The organism is Elusimicrobiota bacterium, from assembly GCA_016182905.1.
In the GTDB taxonomy this organism is placed as follows: Bacteria; Elusimicrobiota; Elusimicrobia; order UBA1565; family UBA9628; genus GWA2-66-18.
This window is the reverse complement of record JACPFR010000012.1, coordinates 1-17,831: the sequence shown is the minus strand read 5'-3', so window position 1 is coordinate 17,831 and position 17,831 is coordinate 1. Positions and strand designations below refer to the sequence as shown.

Here is a 17,831-nt window from a genome sequence, read left to right as displayed (position 1 = left end):
GTGGGTGAATATGCCGCGGGAGGGGGCGGCATAGTCTGCGAAGTGGCGGGGGCGGCATAGTCTGCGATCTCTGGGGGCGGGGCTACGGTTCCCATTTGGTTCGGGGCTTCTTGCGCTTCTGGGCGCAGTCCCGCAGATACATGTTGATCAGGCTCTGGTAGGGCATCTCGTACTCTTCGGCGAGCGTCTTGAAATAGACGAGGCTGCCGTCCTCTATGCGGATGGTGATAGGCCTTTTCAAGCGCCCATAGTACGGATTACGCACCGACTTCATCTTCGAAAAGTCATAGCGGTCACGCATCGAATCTTTGTCTTTCGTAATCTTGCGTTTCTTGGCCATTGGCTTTCCTCGCTGGAATGATCCGGATGGTGCTGACTTCTTCGCGGTGGCAGTGGCAGACGACGAGCAGTCGTGCGCTGGGGCTCATCCCCAGCAGGATGAAGCGGTCCTCGTCCTCGGAGTGGCGAAGGTCGTAGAAGCGGCGCGCGTGCGGATCCTGGAAGGCTTTCGCGGCCTCGATGAAGGAGACGCCGTGCTTTCGGAGGTTGCCGCGCTCCTTGGACGCGTCCCAGGCGAACTTCAGTCCCCGTATGTTGAATCTGTACATACAGTGTACGCGGCCTAGGTGATGGCGTCAAGGCCCAGGCCGTCGGCGGGGCTGAGCACCCCGCGGCCGCCGCGGTTGAGGACGTGGGTGTAGATCATCGTCGTGCGGACGTCGCTGTGGCCGAGGAGCTCCTGGACGGTGCGGATGTCGTAGCCGGCCTCCATGAGGTGCGTGGCGAAGGAGTGGCGCAAGGTGTGGCAGCCGGCGGGCTTGGAGATGCCCGCCATGACGCGGGCTTCCTTGAAGGCCTTCTGCAGGACCGTTTCGTGGAGGTGATGGCGGCGCCTGATGCCGGTCTCGCGGTCCTCGTAATGGCTGGCGGCGGGGAAGGCCCATTGCCAGCCCCATTCCTTGTCGGCGTTCGGGTATTTCCGGCCGAGGGCATTGGGAAGCTCGACGCTGCCTAGCCCTTGCCTGAGGTCGTCCCGGTGCTGGACCTCCACGGAGGCCAGGTGCTTTTTGAGCGATTCGCGTAAGGTGGCCGGCAAGGGGGTGTAGCGGTCCTTGTCGCCCTTGCCGGCCCGCACGACCAGCTGGTTCTGGTCGAAGTCGAGGTCCTTGACCCGCAGGCGGCAGCACTCGAGCAGGCGCAGGCCGGAGCCGTAGAGCAGCGAGGCCATGAGCTTGGGCGTGCCGCGCATGGCGCCCAGCACGCGGCGGACCTCGTCCTTGCTCAAGACGACCGGCAGGCGCTTGGAGGCCTTGGCCCGGACGACCCCGTCGATCAGGCCGATCTCCCGGCCGAGCGCGTGCTTGAAGAGGAAGAGCAGGGCGTTGAAGGCCTGATTCTGGGTGGAGGCGCTGACGCGGCCTTCCCGCGCGAGCGTCGTCAAGAAGCGGGAGACGGCGGATTCGTCGAGGGATTCGACCGGGGCCTTCGACCACGAGAGGAACCGGCGGGTCCAGCCGACATAGGCCTCCTCGGTGCACGGGCTGAAGTGCCGGGCGCGGATGGCCGCGCGCACCTGGTCGAGGAGCGGCTCCGTCGACTGCGGAGGCGGCGCCGGAGCGCCGGCGAACTCCATGCGGTCGCCCTCGAAGAGGGCGGACAGGCGCGCGGGGGCCTGCTCCTCGTCCGGGACGGACCAGTATTTGTCGAGGGAATGCCAGCGGCGCCCGGGGACCGTTTTGATCTTGGCGAGGCGTTCCGGGCTGTAAGGCAGGCGGACGATGAGTCGGCCGGGCTCGCCGGGTTCGACGCGGATGGCGGAGTAATCCATCTCTTCATACGATCGAGGGGGGTGAAAAGTTCCATGGGCCTTGATATCGAACAAATGTACTACTATACTCTCTCATGCCCGAAGCGCCGCGCGGACGAGGGACCGCGCTCAACCCGACGAACCGGTTCGAGGAGCTCGCCTACGAGTGGGAGGAATCCGCCGACCCTGCGGAAAGGCCCGCGCCGAAGACGCGCTTCTTCCGCGACGCGTCCAGATCCATCCTGGTCAAGAACGACAGCCCCGACATCCCCTTCACCTGGAGCCTGAACCCGTATCGAGGCTGCGAGCACGGTTGCGTGTACTGCCTAGCCGGCGACACCGGCATTCTCATGGCGAACGGCTCGATTCGCGAGCTGGCTTCCCTGCGCGTGGGCGACGACGTGATCGGCACGGTCAAGCGCGGACACTACAGGCGATACGCGAAGACGAAGGTCCTGGCTCATTGGAGCACGACCAAGCCCGCTTTTCGAGTGATCCTCGGGGACGGGACCGAGCTCATCGCCGGCGCGGATCATCGCTTTCTGACTGAGCGGGGCTGGAAGCATGTGGTCCAGCACGGCTCGACCCAGCGGCCGCATCTTACCGTCAACAACAAGCTGATGGGTTTCGGGATGGTCGAGGCGGAGGCTCCGGACGAGGAAAGCGCGGCGTACAGGAAAGGCTACTTGTGCGGGATCATCCGCGGAGACGGCCACCTTGGCTTCTATCCATATGAGCGCGCGGGGAGGACCAATGGGCATCAGTATCGATTCCGTCTCGCCATGATCGATCCCGACGCCCTGACGCGGGCCGGGGCGTACCTGCGCTCGTTCGGGGTCGAGACATCTGAATTTCTTTTTCAGGCTGCACGAGAGAACCGTAAAGAGATGCGGGCCATCCGGGTGAGTTCGCGCGCGGCATTCCTTCGAATCCGGGAGCTGATTTCGTGGCCCTCGTCGAAACACCCGGAGTGGTCTCGCGGGTACTTGGCCGGCTTGTTCGACGCGGAGGGAAGCTATCTTCACGGAACCATCCGGATATCCAACAGCGATGAAGAGATTCTAAAGCGGGCTGCCGGTTGTTTGAAGGAGATGCGCTTTGATTTTGTCCGGGAGTCCCCCGCGAAGTTGAAGGGCAAGACGGTGCATTATCTTCGTGTCCGGGGCGGACTTCCGGAGCATCTGCGGTTCTTTCGGCTCACGGAGCCGGCCATCGCGAGAAAGCGCGATATCGCAGGTCAAGCCGTCAAGTCGTCGGCGAGGCTTGAGGTCGCGGCAATCGAGCCGTTGGGGCGGGATTTGACTTTGTGGGATATCAGCACCGGAACCGAGGACTTCATCGCGAACGGCGTTGTCAGCCACAATTGCTACGCCCGGCCCTATCACGAGTACCTCGGCTTGTCGTCGGGGCTCGACTTCGAGACGATGATCTTCGTCAAAGAGGACGCGCCCCGGCTTCTCGCCGCCGAGCTGGCGAAGAAGACCTGGGAGCCGGAGACGATCGCGCTCGGCGGGGTCACCGACGTCTATCAGCCCATCGAGCGCAAGCTCAAGATCACGCGCGGCTGCCTGGAGGTGATGGCGGACGCGCGACAGCCGTGCGGCCTCGTCACGAAGAACGCCTTGGTGACGCGGGACATCGACGTCTTCCAGGAGTTGACGCGGCACGCCGGCGTGCGCGTGCTGATCTCGCTGACGACGCTCGACGGCGAGCTGGCCCGGCGCATGGAGCCGCGGGCCTCGGCGCCGCCGGCGCGGCTGGCGGCGATGCGCGAGCTGACGAAGGCGGGGGTGCAGGTCGGCGTGATGGCCGCGCCGATGATCTTAGGGCTCAACGACCACGAGCTGCCGGCTTTGCTCGAGGCGGCGGCCGACGCGGGCGCCTCGATGGCGGGCTACGTGCCGCTGAGGCTTCCCCATCATCTCGGGACTTTGTTCGACGACTGGCTCGCGCAGAACTACCCCGACCGGCGGGCCAAGGTGCTCAACCAGATCAGGAGCCTGCGCGGCGGGGAGCTCAACGACCCGCGGTTCGGCACGCGCATGCGCGGCGAGGGGATCTTCGCGGAGCACCTGTCCAAGCTCTTCGCGCTGACGTGCAGGCGTCTGGGGCTGAACCGAAAGAGCCAGCCGCCTATGGAGCGGGGGAATTTCCGCAGGCCGCTGGGCGATCAGCTGAGGCTGATCTAGCGGGAGGCGCGGAGGACGGCTTCGCGCTCGCGGCCGTACAGGGCGGCGAGGAAGAGCGGGCGCTCGAGCCAGACCTTGAAGCCGCCGAGCAGGCGCGGGGAGACGTTGATGATGAGGGGCTGAGCGTCGAGGTCCTTGAGCTTGACGCTGACCGTCGCGTCGCCGGGGCCGTCGACGGGGGTGAGCTCGACCTCGGAGCCGCGGGCCTCCTGAAGGACCATCCACGGGCGGACGAGGCGGCGCACGGAATCGGAGAGCTGGGCGGCGTCGGCGACGTCGAGGGCGAGATCGGGGGTGGGGCAGGCGACGATGTCGCGGCAGGCCGGGACCGCGGCGGCCTTCATGCCGGGCAGGGCGGAGAGGAGGTCTTTGCGCTTGTCGCCGACGGATCGCTCGAGGCCGGTGAGGAGCTGCTCGCCGGAGCGGACGTCGGACACGGCGTCGCGCAGGTCGGACTCGCGGGCCTCGGCGAGGTAGTACTCCTCGCGGCGGGCGGCCTCGTCGAGGCGGGCCTTGAGGGCGGCGTCCTGCTCGACGAAGCGGCGCAGCTTGTCCTCGGCTTTCTTGCCGCCGGAGAGGCGCACGGGAGCGGGGGCGGCGAGGGCGGGAACGGCCAGGACGAGGCTCAGGAGCACCAGCGTCTTCATGCGTTTATTATAACCCGGAACGGGTCAGCGCGGATGGGCCTTTTGGCGGGTGAAGACGCCGCGGCGGCGGTCCTTGCGCACGTCGTCCCAGGCGAAGACGAGGCCGTTCATGGCGACGTACACGCCGGGCGGGAGGGCCTGGGCGAAGGACAAAGCGGAGCCGAGGTTGAACAGGCCGTCCGAGGAGCCGAAGCGGTAGGGGCGCATGGCGCCCGTGAGGACGACGGTCTTGCCCTGGAGGCCGCGGCCGAGGACGGCGGCGGTCTCGGCCATGGTGTCGGTGCCGTGCGTGATCACGATGCGGCTCTCCGGCGCCTTGCGGCACGCCGCGAGGATGCGCCGGCGGTCGGCGGCGGTCATGAACAGGCTGTCCTTCATCATCAGGCGGAGGATGCGGGTGTTGAGGAGACAGCGGCCGAGCTTGAGCATCTCGGGAAGGTGGGTCGCGCCGAAGGAGAGGGTGCCGCGCAGCTCGTCGTATTCCTTGTCGAAGGTCCCGCCGGTCACGACGACGAGCGCCTTCATTCAGCGCTTGACGGCGACTTTAGTCGCGACGGGAATATCGACCCGGAGGGAACGCGCGGTCGCATATTCCTCGATCGCCTTGGCCAGGCTGTCGACCATCCTGTCCTGGTAGGCGCCGTCGACGAGCTTGGCCGCCTCGTCGGGGTTGTTGAGGTAGCCGAGCTCGATGAGCACGCTCGGCGCGGCGGGGTTCTTGAGGACGTAGTAGTCGGAGCGGGAGGCCTCGGCCTTGAAGCCGTCGGCGCGCAGGGCGCGGGAGAAGGTCCGGGCGAGGCGCGCGCTGTCGCTGGCCTGGCCGCGCGGGGGCGCGGGCATCGGCGGCACGCTCGGGTGGCGGCGCTTGCGCCACTTGCGCAGCTTCTCCGGGCCGTAGCTGTAGACGATGGCGCCGGAGGCCTTCTTGCCCTTCACTTGATTGAGATGCAGGGAGACGAAGATCGAGCCGCTCTGGTCCACGCTGTCGACGAGGCGGTCGTCGAGCGTGACGTAGCGGTCGCTGTCGCGCGTCAGGACGACGGGAAGGTCAGCGTTGCGGGCGAGGCGGGCCTTGAGCTTGCGGGCGAAGACGAGGGCCAGGTCCTTCTCCCTCACGCCGCGGACGATCGCGCCCTCGTCGTCGCCGCCGTGGCCGGGGTCGAGGATCACCGGCGCCATGGGCTGGTTGGGCGCGGGCGGCAGCGGCGAGGCCGGGTTCATGGCGGACGCGGGGAAGGCCAGGGCGGCGGCCAGGAGGACCGGGCAAAAGCGGTTCCACGCGTTCATATTCTTCATATATAGCTTAAATCTAAGCGTCAACTTACTATAACCGCGCTCCCTGGCGCTGTCAAGGGGTGGGCCGAAAGGCCCATGACCGCGGGTTTTAAGACGGGTATTCTATAGGCGTGAGGAGCATGCTGCCCGTCGTCAGCATCCTCGGCCTCCTGGGGGCCGGCGGCGCCGTGACCTGGTCGGTCATGTCCCGCCCCGCCGACGCGTTCATGACGGACGAGACGGCTCACGCCTTCAACCTCCAGACGGGCCCCGCTCCGGTCCGCTCCGCCCCGCCGCTTCCCCGCGGCGAGACCTTGCGCGACTCCGTGGCCGCCGCCCCGCCGCCGGCGTCGTCGATGCTGAAGCCGATCGCCGACGCGAACATGGTCGCCGGGGTCGCGCCGAAAGGCGGGATGGACCGGCGCTACACGGTGATCACTCCCAAGGCCGAGGCCTGGGCCAAGAAGCACCGGTTCCTGGCGGCGATGGCCGCCCGGCCCGCGAAGTTCCTGCTGACCCGCAGCTCGCTCGGAAGCCCGCGGGAACTGCGCGCCTTCCTGGCGGACCCGAAGAAGGTCGACGCCTATATGAACTCGGCGCTGGTGCGCATCGCGATCAACAGCCCCGCGGTGGCCAAGACCATCCTCGGCAATCCCGCGGTGATCCGCGCCTTCCTCTCCGCTCCGGCGATGCGCGATCCGAAGGCGGTCCGCGCGCTGCTCGGCAGCCCGATGGTGCGCAAGATGCTCGACTGCCCCGCGATCCAGGAGGCCTTGGGCGATCCCGCCGTGATGAAGAGGATGGTGGCCGATCCCGAGACGATCCGGTGGCTCGCGGCGCATCCCGACGCGCTGATGGCCGTCGCCGGCGCCGCGCCCGCTTTGGGCGACGCGTTCAGCGCCAAGACGCGCTAGACTCTCAGCGCTTGAGCTTGCCGTCCTTCGCGCACGCGTCGAGCCCCGCGGCCTCGTCTTTCTTGACCTCCTCGTACCACGTCTGGCCGTAGCGGTTGGCGTAGCAGATCCAGCGCTTGGAGTATTGCTCCGCGACGCACAGCGCGTCCTCGCCGAGGGGGGTGAGCGTGTCCTTGCCGCCTTTGCCGTCCTTGCCGTCGCGGGTCTCGGCCTGGATGACGCCCGCCAGCGGGTGCAGGTACTGATGGAGGCGGTCGCGGACCTCGCCCTTGGCCTTGGGGTCGCTGCCGGCCGAGCGCGAGGTGCCGAAGCTCATGACGAGCGAGTAGCCGCGCAGGGCCGCCCGGCGCAGGCTTTCGGGGTTGGCCTTGTCGCCCCACACCGCCGCGAGTGTGTGGGCGGAGAGGTCGTGGGTGTGGACGCTGGCCAGGATCTCGGCGGCGCGCTCGCGCGCGGCGAGCGGGGTCGTGGGGTCGCGCAGGACCTCGCTGACCGTCTTGGCGAAGAGCTTTTCGCGCCCCTGGATCTCCGGCATGAGGCCCAGGGCCTTGACGGCCGTCTTCGCGTGCGGCGAACGGGCCAGGGCCTTGAGGGTCTGGATGACGGCCTGCTTCGGGGGGAAGGGCGCGCCGCCGGCGCCGGAGCCTTCCGTGCAGGTGTAGCGGCCGGCCTTCGACGCGGGCCTCAGGTGCTGGCAGGCCGCCCGCCAATCGGCATCGAGCCGGTCGAGATCGACCTGCGGCGTCGGGGACTCCACCTTCCCGCAGAAGCCGATGACGCCGGTGCCGATCTCCCGGTCCGGGGCCGTGCGGACATGGAGGTTCATCGCCGAGCTGAGCAGCCTTAGGTATTGCTCCTCGACATGCTCCTCCTTGGAGTCGAGCGTCCAATCGGCGGCGGGGAGGAGCGCACAGTACAGGAAGCGTCCCTTGGAGTCGGTGGGCGTCTCGAAGGGGAAGCTCGTGCGCGCGACGACGCCGGCCTCGGAGAACTCCCGGACGGTGCGGTACCAGCCGGCCTTGTCCTGCTTCGCGGTGAGATCCTGGGCGGCGGCGAGGGCGGGCACGGCCAAGGACAGGAAGAAGGCGAGGGATCTCATGGGGCTCCTGACGCGCGGGGACGAACGAAGCGTAGCCGGGGAGCCGCCCGGCGTCAAGGGCTAAGGGGTCAGGCTTTCCGATGTTGCGATTCCCCTGGCCATGCAACTTTTTCAGGGGCTCGATCGTATGATAAGTGATGAGTCGAAGACCGAGAATCCATTTCCAAGGAGCCGTTTATCACGCGTTGGCTCGCGGGGTCAACGGGGGCGCGATCTATATCGATGATCGTGACCGGAGGGAGTTCCTCTCTGATTTAAAACGCATCGAGGAAGAGACGGGCGCTGAAATCGTCGCTTACTGTTTGATGGGAAATCATTTCCATCTCGCCGTTCGGGTCGGCGCTATTCCTCTGAGAGTGGTGATGCAGCGGCTTCTGACCGGTTACGTCCTGCGGTTCAACGCGCGCCATCAGCGGACGGGTCACCTGTTCCAAGCCCGACACAAAGCGCATCTGTGCTTGGATGAGGCATATCTTTATCGTTTGATCCGCTACATCCACCTCAATCCGGTTCGGGCGGGCTTGGTCGCGGATCCGTGTGATTGGCCTTGGTCCAGCGTCATGAGCCACCCGGGAAATCAGGCGGATCTCACTGATTTTGAACCCTGGCCGCGCGCGGCTAAGCGATCGCCGGCGTTGATTCGAGACGAAGCGAGCCGCAAACAGGATATAGCGGCGCTGAGTCTGCCTATCGCGTCGCGCGAGGGCGTCAGCATCGAGGCGGTCCGGTCATGCTCCAAGGCACCGCGTGTCGTCGCCGTTCGCCGATTGATGGCATTGGAGGCGGTCAAGGCAGGGCATTCAATGACAGCGACCGCCCGTTGGCTTGGTCTGGGAGTCAGCTCGGTCTCTCGTTATTCCCGAGAGAGAATTGCAAGATCGGAAAGCCTGACCCCTTAATCAGGGGACGATCTTGTCGTCCTTATAGTTGAGCGACTTTTCGACGGCGCCCGTCTCGGCGTAGATCTTGGCGGGGCCTTCCTTCTTGCCGGCCTTGTAGGTCGTCTCGGACTCGAGCTTGCCGCTCAGATAGTACTCCTTGCACAGGCCGTCGAGGAGGCTGTCCTTGTAGCTCAGCTCGGACTGGACCTTGCCCGAGACGTAGTAGGTGGTCGTCGGGCCGTTGAGCTTGTCTGCCTTGTAGGTTTCCTTGGCGTAGAGCTCGCCGGTCTCGTAGTACATCCTGCCCGCGCCCTCGCGCACGCCCTTCTTGTAGGGGACCTCGGCGGACACCTTGCCGCTGGAGAAAAGTTCCTTCGTGATCCCGGACTTGAGGGGCGTCTTGGTCGCTTTAGCCATGCGGTAATCCTACAACATCTATTGGCAGAAGCCGCTGTGGCAGGTGAGCGTGCCGCAGCATTGCGTCGAAGAGGTGCAGGTCGCGCCCTGGCCGAAGCAGCTCGTGCCGCTGCCGCACACGCCGCCGTTGCAGGTCAGCGAGCTGCAGCATTGGCTGGAGCTGGAGCAGCTCGCGCCCGCGCCGTTGCAGCCGGTCGCGCCGACGCAGACCCCGCCGGTGCAGCTCATGGTGCCGCAGCATTGGCTCGAGCTCGTGCAGGAGGTGCCCGCGGCCTGGCAGCCGCCGCCGGAGCAGACCTTGTTGGCGTTGCAGGTCAGCACCCCGCAGCAGTCCGCGCTCGAGCCGCAGCGCTGGTTGATGTCCTGGCAGGGGCCGGTCAGATCGGGGTCGTAGGTCGGCTTGGGGTCGTCTCCCCCGCAGGCGAGCGACAGGACGATGGGGGCGGCCAGCAGCGCGAGTCGAAGCCAGTGAGCGCGTCGGGTCATGGGCTGAGTATATCTCCGATTACGGGTTCCGGCAAGGGCGTCTTGTAACTAGGAAGGCCGGCCCGTCGAGGGGCCGGCCTTCCTGCGTGATATCGGGTGAGGCTACTTCGAGAGCATCTTCGAGAGGAAGAACCCGCCGAGGGCGCCGAGTAGGCCGCCGACGACCGCGCCGATCGGCCCGCCGACCAGCCAGCCGATGCCGGCTCCGGCCGCGGCGCCCCCGAGGCCGTACATCAGTCCTTTGCCGCTGAGAAGCTTGCTGAAAAAGCCGGGCTTGTCCTTGGAGCCTTCCTTGTCCTCCCCGAGGGCGGGGGCGGGGACCTCGGCGGTCATCGCCGGGCGTGAGCCGTTGTCCTTGGCCACGGTCAGGCCGCCGGTCTTGAGGGCGTTCTGGGAGACGGCGTCGATCCGGCAGGCTTCGCCCTCGCAGGCGGTCACCGCGGCGCCGCATGAGCCGCCGGTGCAGCCGCCGTCGTAAGAGGAAAGGCGTCCGCCGGCGACGCCCCGGGCGTCGGAAAGGGCGTTATTGGCCCGAACGGGGGCGGCCAGAGCCAGGAGGAGCGCCGCGAGACCTATTCGATTCACCATAAAACCAGTATAGTCGCTCCGGCTCGAACCGGCCTGAGGCATACTACCCGAGCCGGTCTGGGCCCAAGGACCTAGGTGACAAAAACGCCCCCCGCTCTGCTCCTGACCGGTGCTACCGGCTTCATCGGCCGGCGCCTGGCCCCCGCCCTCTCGGGGTCCTGGACGGTGTTCCGGGCCTCCCGGACGAGCGCCGGGGAGGGGGCTTTGGACCTGGACCTGGCCGACCCCGACTCGATCCGGCGCGCCTTCGACGCCGCCGCCGCGAAAGTCGTGGTCCACGCCGGAGCCGAGGCCGACCCCGATGTCTGCGAACGGGACCCCGACCGGGCCAAGCGCGTGAACGTGGACGCGGTGAAGACCTTGGCCATGCTGTGCGGCGCCTCGGGGACCCGGCTCGTCCATTTCTCGACCGACCTCGTGTTCGACGGCGAACGCGGCTGGTACGGCGAGGACGACCGTCCGAACCCGCGCGGGGTCTACGCCCGCGGCAAGCTCGCCAGCGAGGAGGCGGCCCTCGTCCGCGCCCCCGGCGCGGCGGTGCTGCGCGTCTCGACCGCGTACGGCCGGCCGCTGGGCGGGCGTCCGGGCTTCGTCGACAACCTGCGCGCCAAGCTGGCCGCCGGCGAGCCGGTCGCGGCCTTCGTCGACCAATGGCGCACCTCCACGGCCGCCGACCAGCTGCCCGAGGTCCTGGGCAAGCTCCTCGCCGACCCCGACCTCGAGGGCGTGTTCCACTGGGGCGGGGCCGACCGCGCCACGCGCTTCGAGACCGCGACCGCCTTCGCGCGGATCATGGGTTTCAACGAAAACCTCATCCGCGAGGCGCGGGCCGTCGATGCGACATTCGCTTCTCCGCGCCCGCGCGACTCATCCTTGGTCTCGTCGCGTTTGGCCGCCGCGATCGGTTTGGCTCCGCTGACCTATGAGGCCGGATTCAAGGCGTTAAGAGGAGCGTGGGGATGATCCAGATCCGAAACGGAAGAGGGCGAATCGTCTACGCCGCCGTGTTCCTGCTCGTATCCCTCCTGGCCGTCTTTCGCGCCCCCACCTACCACCTGTGGATGCTGTCGATCATCGTGACCGAGTGGGGCCACGCCCTCGCCGTCTTGTCTTTATTGCCGTTCGCTCCAGGTTGGAGCACGACACGCGGCGGCCGATATTCAGTCGTCATAGGAATAGCCGCGTCATTTCTATTCCTGACCCCGTTGCTGAGATCGTTATCCGTAGCCGCAGGCCTGCCGAAAAGCATGGAGGCCGCCTTCGGTCCGTCGGACGTATCCTCCACGCCGTTGTCGTTCAAGAATCTGTTGATGGGCGTGCCGTTAAGTCCCGTTCATCAGACCACCGAGCGATACGCCCGTTCCTGCGGCGAGGTCCTCTCCCTCGAGCTGTACCGTCCCGTCGCCGCGCTCAAGCCCTCCCCTCTCGTGATCGTCGTCCACGGCGGCTCCTGGCAAAGCGGCTCCCGCCTCGAGCTCGACCCCCTCTCCCGCTACCTCGCCGCCCGCGGCTACGCCGTCGCCTCCGTCGACTACGGCCTCGCCCCGCGCTCGATCTTCCCCGGCCCCGTCGACGACCTCCGCGACGCGCTGTCGTTCTTGAGGGACCGTTCCACGGACCTAGCGCTCGATCCGAGCCGCGTGATCCTCCTGGGCCGCTCCGCCGGCGCCCAGATCGCGCTCGCCGCCGCGCACGACCCCGAGCCGCCGCCCGGGCTCAGGGGCATCGTCGTCTTCTACGGTCCCAACGACCTGTTCCTCGCCTGGCGCGTTCCCGGCCCCAAGCGCATGATCGACTCGCGCCGGCTCCTGCGCCAGTACCTGGGCGGCTCTCCCGCCGAGGAGCCCGAGCGCTACGAGCGGGCCTCCCCGCTGCTCGCCGCCGGGAAGAAGTCGCCGCCGACCTTGATGATCCACGGCGGCCGCGACGAGATGGTCTGGCCGCTCCACGAGTACCGGCTCTCAGGGAAGCTGAAGGCCGCGGGCGTGCCGCATTACTTCCTGAACATGCCCTGGGCCACGCACGGCTGCGACTACAACTTCAACGGCCCGTGCGGCCAGCTCTCGACCTACGCGGTCGAGCGGTTCCTGGCGTCCGCCCTGCGCTAGCGGCCGAGCTCCTCGAAGAAGGCGCGGATGCGCTTCGCGTTCGTCCCGAAGTCGCTCTTGCCGGCGCGGGACTTCGAGCGCATGTGGACGGCGGAGCCGGAGCCGTTGGGGCGCACCTCGATGACGACGTCGTCCTTGAAGCGCAGCAGCCCCGTCGTCGCCACGGCCTCGATGACGCGCGCGGCGGCGTCGGCCGCGATGACGTTCCAGCGCGGCATGCGCCGGGCGGCGGCGAGCGCCGCCTCGTAGGCGCTCTCCGGCGGGTCGACGCGGCCGAGCGGCTTGAGGTCCGGGTAGGCCTTGCGCTGCCGGGAGATGTTGGCGCTCGGATAGGTCATGTCCCGGCCCCGGTTCTCGGGCAGCAGGGCCGCGCGCCGGAAGCTCGGCGGATCGTCGGGAGTCGTCGTGATGTCGTTGATCCGAGGGGCGCAGGCCGAGGCCCACAGCGCGAGGAGGGGGAGGAGCTTCTTCATGGAGGCATCTTATATAATCGCCCATGCTCCGTCGCGCCGTTCTCGCCGTCCTCGCCCTCGCCGCCTTCGCCGCCGCCGCGGAGCCGGCCGCTCTCGCGCTCGGCGAGCGGGCGGAGCGTCACGTGCGCGAGAGCCATTTCGCCGGCGGCCGCCGCAGCCGCGGCAAGAGCCTGTTCCTGCCCGGCACGGACCTGCTCGAGCTTCTGAGGGCCGCGGAGAAGGCGAAGCCCGTCCGTCAGAAGAACGGCCGCGACAAGCGCGTCGCCGGCGGGAAGGACGCGATCGGCACGGACGGGCGCTCGGGCAGGCCGGTGCGGACCTGCGTCGTCATCTCCGAGCCCGACGGCCGGGTCGTGACGATGTATCCGGGGAGGTAGCATGGGACTCGACGCGTATCTCGAAGACGAATTCGGCGGGGAGCTGGACCTGTTCATCGACGACGGCGGCATACTCGCCGCCGCGATCCCGAGCGGGAACCCCGATTACCCGATGCTCCGCTACGTGGACGTCGAGGGCGTGACCGCCTTCAACCGGCTTCAGCTCGCCGTCGTGATCCCCGAGCTCGAGAAGCTCTCGGAGAACGCCCAGCCGAACACGAAGCACGCGCTCTCGCGCGTGCTCAAGATGGCCAAGAAGGCCGTCGCCGAGCCGCATCTCTACCTGAGCCTGCTCGGCGACTGATCCGCCGGAGCTAGAACTCGGCCGGGACGGGGACGCGCGGCGCGGGGCGCGCCGGGAGCAGCTTCTCCAGACGCCACACCGCGAGCGGGGCGCCGAGCCCGAGCAGCGCGGCCGTGGCCGCGAGCGCGGGCATGCCGACCAGCCGTCCGGAGGGGTCCGAGGTCAGGAAGGCGGCCGAGGCGAACGAGGCGGTCGCGCTGGCGGCGTGCGAGAACGCGTTCTGCGCCGACAGGTAGCGGGCCCGCGCCGACGGCGGCGGCACCCGGCTGGCCAGCGCGTTGACCGCGACCCAGCGCGCGGAGTTGCAGCTCATGAACGCGGCGAAGAACAGGGCCGGCGGCAGCCATGGGGGCTGGAGCACCGCGCCGAAGACGAGGGCCGACGAGACCAGGACCGCGCCCGTCAGCACCGGCCACAGCGCGCGCGAGCGGTCCGTCCAGACTCCCGCCAGCCGCATCGTCGCCAGGCTCGCGAGCCCGCCCCCCAAGTACAGCAGGCCCATATGCGCGCGCGGGAAGCCCATGTTGAACTGCAGATAGGCCGGGATGTTCGGGATCAGCATGAAGTTCCCGAGGATCGAGCAGCCGAACGCGGCGAAGCTCAGGCCCATGCGCGCGTCGAGCGGCAGCGGCGCCGCGGCTTCCTTCGCGTCGAGATGAGCCCTCAACCGCGGAAGGAGCAGGCGCGCCGACACGGCCAACAGCAGCGCGATCGCTCCGACGACAAGGAACGGCGCGCGCCAGCCTCCGCGCCGCGCGAGCTCGAGGCCCGCCGGCACGCCGAAGATCGACGACAGAGAGAAGCCGGAGGCCACGACGGCCGTGGCGCGGCCGCGGCGCTCCTCGGGCACGAGGTCGGCGACGATCGAGAAGCACAGCGTCGCGGCGATGCCGCCGAACGCACCCGCGGCCACTCGCGCCAGGATCAGCGACGCGCCGCCGACGGCGAGCGCTCCGGTCATCGTGGACAGGCCGAGGCCGGCGATCGCGATCGTCAGCGCCGAGCGGCGCTCCCACTTGTCGAGCAGCATCGAGCCGGCGATGCCGACGACGGTCGCCGAGGCGGTGTAGGCGCCGCCGATGACCCCGAGATGGGACATCGGGATGCCGAGCGCGCCCGCGAAGTCCGGGCCCATCGGCATCACCATCATGAAGTCGAGCAGGTTGACGAAATGGACGGAGGCGAGGACCAGGAGCGCGGCGCGCTCCGAGATCGGGGGCTTCTGGCTCAGGCGGCTTCCACGACGGCTTCGAGGGTGGGAGGGGTTTTGAGCGAGTTGGCGATGATGCAGTATTTTTTGGCCGTCTCGAGCAGCTTTCGGGCTTCTTCGATCCGGGGCTCTTCGGTCTTGAGCGCGACGGTGAGCTTGAACGAGGTGAAGACGAGGCCTTCCTTCGTCTTCTCGAGGACGCTCTCGCCCTTCGACTCCCAGCCTTTCAGCGGGATCCGGGAGCGCTTGTTCAGCGAGACCCAGGTCAGCATCAGGCACTGCGCCAGCGCGGCCAGCACGAGGTGCTCGGGGCTCCAGCGGGTCTCGTCCGTGCCGTCGAACTGGGCGGGCGGCCCGCCGGGGAGGACGGGACGCGGGCCGGCGGAGATCTCGCTGGTCTCTCCTCCCTTCCAGGTCAGGCTCACTTCATAACGATGGGGAAATGGCTGGGGCATGGATCATTTTACCATTTCGTCCCGAACGGACCTTTGACCGGGCGCAGCTGTTTCCGGAAACAGTCCGCGAGAAATGCCGTTCTATAAAAGGTGAAGGCCCGCGCGATCGTCGTCGCGCGGGCCTTCGGGGGTCCGAAAGACGATTACTACATGGCGGCCGAGCCCTTCGCTTTCTTCGCGGCCTCGATCGCCGCCTTGCGCTTGGCGATCTCGTCCTGCACTTCCTGGTTCTTCAGCGAATCCTTCGCCTTCTTGAGGATCTGGTCCGGGTTGGACTCCACGGAGTCGACGGTGCCCTTCGCGTCGGCCACCTTGTCGTTGACCGCGTCCTCGAACTTGTCCATGTTGTCCTTCAGGTCGCCGACCTGGAAGCCGCCCTTGAGCTCGGCGATCTGCTTCTGGATCTCGGCCGACTTGGACTTCGTGAGGCCGGCCTGGATCTTCGCCAGCATCTCCTCGCGCTCGGAGAAGAACGAGGCGCGCTCTTGCTTGATAGAAAGGAGGGTGGTCTCCGACAGAGCCAACTGCTCTTTCGTTAGAACCGTGGAGGAGTCCACGGTCTTCTTCTGGTTGAGCAGCGACTCGGCCATGACGTTGTTGAGCTCGTCGGAGTCCGACAGGATCGCCGTCACCGCGCGGTCGAGCTCGGCGGACTGCGCCTCCTGCTTCTCGATCTGCAGGCGGAGCTTCTCGACGAGGGTCGAGGCCTCCTGCACCTTGCGGTTGTACACCGGCTTCTGGGCGTTGAGCTGGTCGATGATGCGCTGCGCCATCACCTCGGGCGTCTCCATCTTCTTCACGCCGAGGCCGAAGATGCCGAGCGCGGCGTTCCAGGCCCGGGCCAGCAGGTTGCGGAACGGCGCGGAGACCGCGGCGATCACCGCGATCACGGCCGCGCCGATACCGAGCTCGAGGAGCAGGCCGCCGGCCTCTCCCTTATCATCCTTCGCCGCGGCTTCCTGCGCCGCGTCCTTGCGGGAGTTCCAATACGCCGCCGCGCCCACCACGGCCGCCCCGATGAGCGTCGGGAGGAACGCCGCGCCGGCGATCAGCGCGTAGCCGGCGATGAGCGCCATGCCGATAGAGGCTGCCCGGAGCTGCGTCGCCGCCAAGTCGTACGCGCGGCCCGTGCCGGCGACGTTGACGGAGACCTTGGCGGCCAGGATCGAGACTCCGCCCGCGACGAGCGCCGCGACCGCCACGGTCCCGAAGCCCGGAAGCAAGGTCAGGCCGACGCCGAGCATGACGCCCATCGCGGACATGAAGATGGAGTCCGCCGTGCTCAACTTGCCGCCCGCCGCGCCCTTGTCCTTCTTGGCCTGCTCGATGGCCGCCTTGCGCTTGGCGAGTTCGTCGGCGATCTCCTGGGTGCGCAGGGAGTCCTTGGCCTTCTTGAGGACCTGGTCGGGGTTGGAGTCGACGGCGTCCGTGGTCCCCTTCGCGTCGGCGATCTTGTCGTTGACCGCGCCGTCGAAGCGGTCGAGGTTGTCCTTGAGGTCGCCGATCTGGAAGCCGCCCTTGAGCTCGGCGATCTGCTTCTGGATCTCGGCGGACTTGACCTTGGTGAGGCCGGCCTGGATCTTGGCGAGCGTCTCTTCGCGCTCGGAGAAGTAGCGCGCCCGCTCCTCCTTGATGTTCTCCAGGGCCTTCTCGGAAGAGGCGAGCTGCTCCTTGGTGGCCGCGACGGAGGCTTCGAGCGTCTTCTGGCTGTTGAGGAGGCCGGCGGCCTGGATGTCGTTGGACTCGTCGTTGTCGGAGAGAAGGGCGGTGATCGTGCGGTCGAACTCGGCGATCTTCTTCACCTCGCCTTCGATCTGGAGACGGAGCTTCTCGACGAGGGTCGAGGCCTCGCGGACCTTGTTGTTGTAGACGGGCTTGGCGGCGTTGAGCTGATCGATGAGGCGCTGGGCCATGATCTCGGGCGTCTCCATCTTCTTGACGCCCATGCCGAGGACGCCGAGGACGGCGTTCCACGCGCGGGCGATCAGGTCCAGCAGCGGCTTGATCGAGAACGACGCCTTGGGAGAGGACGCGGCGGGAGCCGGGGCCTCGACCGGCGCCGCGACGGGGGCCGGGGTCACGGAGGAGCCCGCCGGGGTGGCGGCGGCGGAGGCGAGCGTCGCGCCGTCCTTCTTGTTGGCGCGGATCGTGGCGATGACGCCGATCGCGAGGGCGATGCCGGCCGGGACGAGGAAGGAGACGCCGACGCCGAAGGCGCCCATCGCCAGGCCGAGCTTGGCGACCGCGAGCGACGCCGCGCCGCCGATGACGAGCGTGCCGAGGCCGATGACGGCCAACTGCCGGCCGAGCCAGCGGCCCTGCTCGGGGGCCATCGCGATCGCGACGAGGCCGAGCACGGTGTACACCGCCGCCGAGATCCACGGGGAGATCAAAGCGAAACCGATGCCGACGACCTTGGCGAAGTAGCCGAGGGCCTTGGACTGGGAGGCGTCGCCGCCGGCCGAGCCCTTCGCTTTCTTCGCGGCCTCGATCGCCGCCTTGCGCTTGGCGATCTCGTCCTGCACTTCCTGGTTCTTCAGCGAATCCTTCGCCTTCTTGAGGATCTGGTCCGGGTTGGACTCCACGGAGTCGACGGTGCCC

21 protein-coding genes are annotated in these 17,831 nt (G+C 67.8%); 7 read left to right on the top strand and 14 right to left on the bottom strand.

Annotated elements, in window-relative coordinates:
* Positions 1-82: 82 nt before the first annotated feature.
* From HYV14_05215 to HYV14_05205, 3 genes are read right to left on the bottom strand one after another with little or no spacing between them, the layout of a single operon-like run.
* On the bottom strand, positions 83-301 hold the full coding sequence (locus HYV14_05215) for an antitoxin (GenBank protein ID MBI2385398.1): 219 nt from the start codon (positions 299-301) through the stop codon (positions 83-85).
* Entirely contained in the window at positions 294-593 is a 300-nt protein-coding gene (locus tag HYV14_05210) for a BrnT family toxin (protein MBI2385397.1), read from the bottom strand. Before HYV14_05210 ends, HYV14_05215 begins: the two co-directional genes overlap by 8 nt.
* 29 nt (positions 594-622) lie before the next feature.
* The gene (locus HYV14_05205) at positions 623-1,633 is read right to left on the bottom strand and encodes an integron integrase (GenBank protein ID MBI2385396.1); all 1,011 of its coding nucleotides are present in this window, start codon (positions 1,631-1,633) and stop codon (positions 623-625) included.
* Positions 1,634-2,898: 1,265 nt separating this feature from the next.
* Between HYV14_05205 and HYV14_05200 the strand changes: the two genes are divergently transcribed.
* The gene (locus HYV14_05200) at positions 2,899-3,996 is read left to right on the top strand and encodes a PA0069 family radical SAM protein (protein ID MBI2385395.1); all 1,098 of its coding nucleotides are present in this window, start codon (positions 2,899-2,901) and stop codon (positions 3,994-3,996) included.
* Here HYV14_05200 and HYV14_05195 read toward each other — a convergent pair.
* From HYV14_05195 to HYV14_05185, 3 genes are read right to left on the bottom strand one after another with little or no spacing between them, the layout of a single operon-like run.
* Positions 3,993-4,643, bottom strand: coding sequence for a hypothetical protein (locus tag HYV14_05195; GenBank protein ID MBI2385394.1), 651 nt, complete (start codon positions 4,641-4,643; stop codon positions 3,993-3,995). The two genes, HYV14_05200 and HYV14_05195, sit on opposite strands and share 4 nt — an antisense overlap.
* 24 nt (positions 4,644-4,667) lie before the next feature.
* A complete protein-coding gene (locus HYV14_05190; protein ID MBI2385393.1) occupies positions 4,668-5,168 on the bottom strand; it encodes an asparaginase in 501 nt (166 codons plus the stop codon).
* Positions 5,169-5,939, bottom strand: a complete 771-nt coding sequence (locus HYV14_05185) for an N-acetylmuramoyl-L-alanine amidase (protein ID MBI2385392.1) — start codon at positions 5,937-5,939, stop codon at positions 5,169-5,171.
* Positions 5,940-6,049: 110 nt separating this feature from the next.
* Between HYV14_05185 and HYV14_05180 the strand changes: the two genes are divergently transcribed.
* Complete coding sequence (locus tag HYV14_05180; protein MBI2385391.1) at positions 6,050-6,832, top strand: hypothetical protein; 783 nt, start codon at positions 6,050-6,052, stop codon at positions 6,830-6,832.
* Positions 6,833-6,836: 4 nt separating this feature from the next.
* On the opposite strand, the gene HYV14_05175 is transcribed toward HYV14_05180, so the two are convergent.
* Positions 6,837-7,931, bottom strand: coding sequence for a hypothetical protein (locus HYV14_05175; protein ID MBI2385390.1), 1,095 nt, complete (start codon positions 7,929-7,931; stop codon positions 6,837-6,839).
* Positions 7,932-8,068: 137 nt separating this feature from the next.
* Here HYV14_05175 and HYV14_05170 point away from each other — a divergent pair, with 137 nt between their 5' ends.
* A complete protein-coding gene (locus HYV14_05170) occupies positions 8,069-8,830 on the top strand; it encodes a transposase (protein MBI2385389.1) in 762 nt (253 codons plus the stop codon).
* Here the strand turns inward: HYV14_05170 and HYV14_05165 are convergent, their stop codons facing one another.
* The 3 genes from HYV14_05165 to HYV14_05155 form a co-directional block, all read right to left on the bottom strand.
* On the bottom strand, positions 8,831-9,229 hold the full coding sequence (locus HYV14_05165) for a toxin-antitoxin system YwqK family antitoxin (protein ID MBI2385388.1): 399 nt from the start codon (positions 9,227-9,229) through the stop codon (positions 8,831-8,833).
* Between the two features lie 18 nt (positions 9,230-9,247).
* Complete coding sequence (locus HYV14_05160; GenBank protein MBI2385387.1) at positions 9,248-9,715, bottom strand: hypothetical protein; 468 nt, start codon at positions 9,713-9,715, stop codon at positions 9,248-9,250.
* Between the two features lie 102 nt (positions 9,716-9,817).
* Positions 9,818-10,303 carry a hypothetical protein gene (locus HYV14_05155; GenBank protein ID MBI2385386.1) on the bottom strand — a complete coding sequence of 162 codons (486 nt, stop codon included), beginning with the start codon at positions 10,301-10,303 and terminating at the stop codon, positions 9,818-9,820.
* A 75-nt stretch (positions 10,304-10,378) separates the two neighbouring features.
* Here HYV14_05155 and HYV14_05150 point away from each other — a divergent pair, with 75 nt between their 5' ends.
* Together HYV14_05150 and HYV14_05145 are read left to right on the top strand one after the other, a co-directional pair.
* On the top strand, positions 10,379-11,266 hold the full coding sequence (locus HYV14_05150; protein ID MBI2385385.1) for an SDR family oxidoreductase: 888 nt from the start codon (positions 10,379-10,381) through the stop codon (positions 11,264-11,266).
* Positions 11,263-12,411, top strand: coding sequence for an alpha/beta hydrolase (locus HYV14_05145; GenBank protein ID MBI2385384.1), 1,149 nt, complete (start codon positions 11,263-11,265; stop codon positions 12,409-12,411). Before HYV14_05150 ends, HYV14_05145 begins: the two co-directional genes overlap by 4 nt.
* On the opposite strand, the gene HYV14_05140 is transcribed toward HYV14_05145, so the two are convergent.
* Positions 12,408-12,884 (bottom strand): DUF1499 domain-containing protein, encoded by a 477-nt coding sequence (locus tag HYV14_05140; GenBank protein ID MBI2385383.1) that lies wholly within the window; start codon positions 12,882-12,884, stop codon positions 12,408-12,410. The two genes, HYV14_05145 and HYV14_05140, sit on opposite strands and share 4 nt — an antisense overlap.
* Positions 12,885-12,907: 23 nt before the next feature.
* Between HYV14_05140 and HYV14_05135 the strand changes: the two genes are divergently transcribed.
* Positions 12,908-13,261: a hypothetical protein gene (locus tag HYV14_05135; GenBank protein MBI2385382.1), complete on the top strand. Its 354-nt coding sequence runs from the start codon at positions 12,908-12,910 to the stop codon at positions 13,259-13,261.
* Position 13,262: 1 nt separating this feature from the next.
* Entirely contained in the window at positions 13,263-13,565 is a 303-nt protein-coding gene (locus HYV14_05130; protein ID MBI2385381.1) for a hypothetical protein, read from the top strand.
* 10 nt (positions 13,566-13,575) lie between these two features.
* Here HYV14_05130 and HYV14_05125 read toward each other — a convergent pair whose 3' ends face one another.
* From HYV14_05125 to HYV14_05115, 3 genes are all read right to left on the bottom strand, one after another.
* Entirely contained in the window at positions 13,576-14,715 is a 1,140-nt protein-coding gene (locus tag HYV14_05125; GenBank protein ID MBI2385380.1) for an MFS transporter, read from the bottom strand.
* Between the two features lie 77 nt (positions 14,716-14,792).
* Positions 14,793-15,230 carry an OsmC family protein gene (locus tag HYV14_05120; protein MBI2385379.1) on the bottom strand — a complete coding sequence of 146 codons (438 nt, stop codon included), beginning with the start codon at positions 15,228-15,230 and terminating at the stop codon, positions 14,793-14,795.
* Positions 15,231-15,376: 146 nt separating this feature from the next.
* Positions 15,377-17,831, bottom strand: a 2,455-nt coding sequence (locus HYV14_05115) for a hypothetical protein (GenBank protein ID MBI2385378.1), incomplete at its 5' end; no start/stop codon positions are given.

Bases quoted from the DNA above. Each gene is read 5' to 3' on its own strand.
- HYV14_05215 (MBI2385398.1), bottom strand. From the start codon at position 301: ATGCGTGACCGCTATGACTTTTCGAAGATGAAGTCGGTGCGTAATCCG.
- HYV14_05205 (MBI2385396.1), bottom strand. From the start codon at position 1,633: ATGGAGTTCGCCGGCGCTCCGGCGCCGCCTCCGCAGTCGACGGAGCCG.
- HYV14_05200 (MBI2385395.1), top strand. From the start codon at position 2,899: ATGCGCTTTGATTTTGTCCGGGAGTCCCCCGCGAAGTTGAAGGGCAAG.
- HYV14_05195 (MBI2385394.1), bottom strand. From the start codon at position 4,643: ATGAAGACGCTGGTGCTCCTGAGCCTCGTCCTGGCCGTTCCCGCCCTC.
- HYV14_05190 (MBI2385393.1), bottom strand. From the start codon at position 5,168: ATGAAGGCGCTCGTCGTCGTGACCGGCGGGACCTTCGACAAGGAATAC.
- HYV14_05185 (MBI2385392.1), bottom strand. From the start codon at position 5,939: ATGAAGAATATGAACGCGTGGAACCGCTTTTGCCCGGTCCTCCTGGCC.
- HYV14_05175 (MBI2385390.1), bottom strand. From the start codon at position 7,931: ATGAGATCCCTCGCCTTCTTCCTGTCCTTGGCCGTGCCCGCCCTCGCC.
- HYV14_05170 (MBI2385389.1), top strand. From the start codon at position 8,069: ATGAGTCGAAGACCGAGAATCCATTTCCAAGGAGCCGTTTATCACGCG.
- HYV14_05165 (MBI2385388.1), bottom strand. From the start codon at position 9,229: ATGGCTAAAGCGACCAAGACGCCCCTCAAGTCCGGGATCACGAAGGAA.
- HYV14_05160 (MBI2385387.1), bottom strand. From the start codon at position 9,715: ATGACCCGACGCGCTCACTGGCTTCGACTCGCGCTGCTGGCCGCCCCC.
- HYV14_05155 (MBI2385386.1), bottom strand. From the start codon at position 10,303: ATGGTGAATCGAATAGGTCTCGCGGCGCTCCTCCTGGCTCTGGCCGCC.
- HYV14_05145 (MBI2385384.1), top strand. From the start codon at position 11,263: ATGATCCAGATCCGAAACGGAAGAGGGCGAATCGTCTACGCCGCCGTG.
- HYV14_05140 (MBI2385383.1), bottom strand. From the start codon at position 12,884: ATGAAGAAGCTCCTCCCCCTCCTCGCGCTGTGGGCCTCGGCCTGCGCC.
- HYV14_05135 (MBI2385382.1), top strand. From the start codon at position 12,908: ATGCTCCGTCGCGCCGTTCTCGCCGTCCTCGCCCTCGCCGCCTTCGCC.
- HYV14_05130 (MBI2385381.1), top strand. From the start codon at position 13,263: ATGGGACTCGACGCGTATCTCGAAGACGAATTCGGCGGGGAGCTGGAC.
- HYV14_05125 (MBI2385380.1), bottom strand. From the start codon at position 14,715: ATGATGGTGATGCCGATGGGCCCGGACTTCGCGGGCGCGCTCGGCATC.
- HYV14_05120 (MBI2385379.1), bottom strand. From the start codon at position 15,230: ATGCCCCAGCCATTTCCCCATCGTTATGAAGTGAGCCTGACCTGGAAG.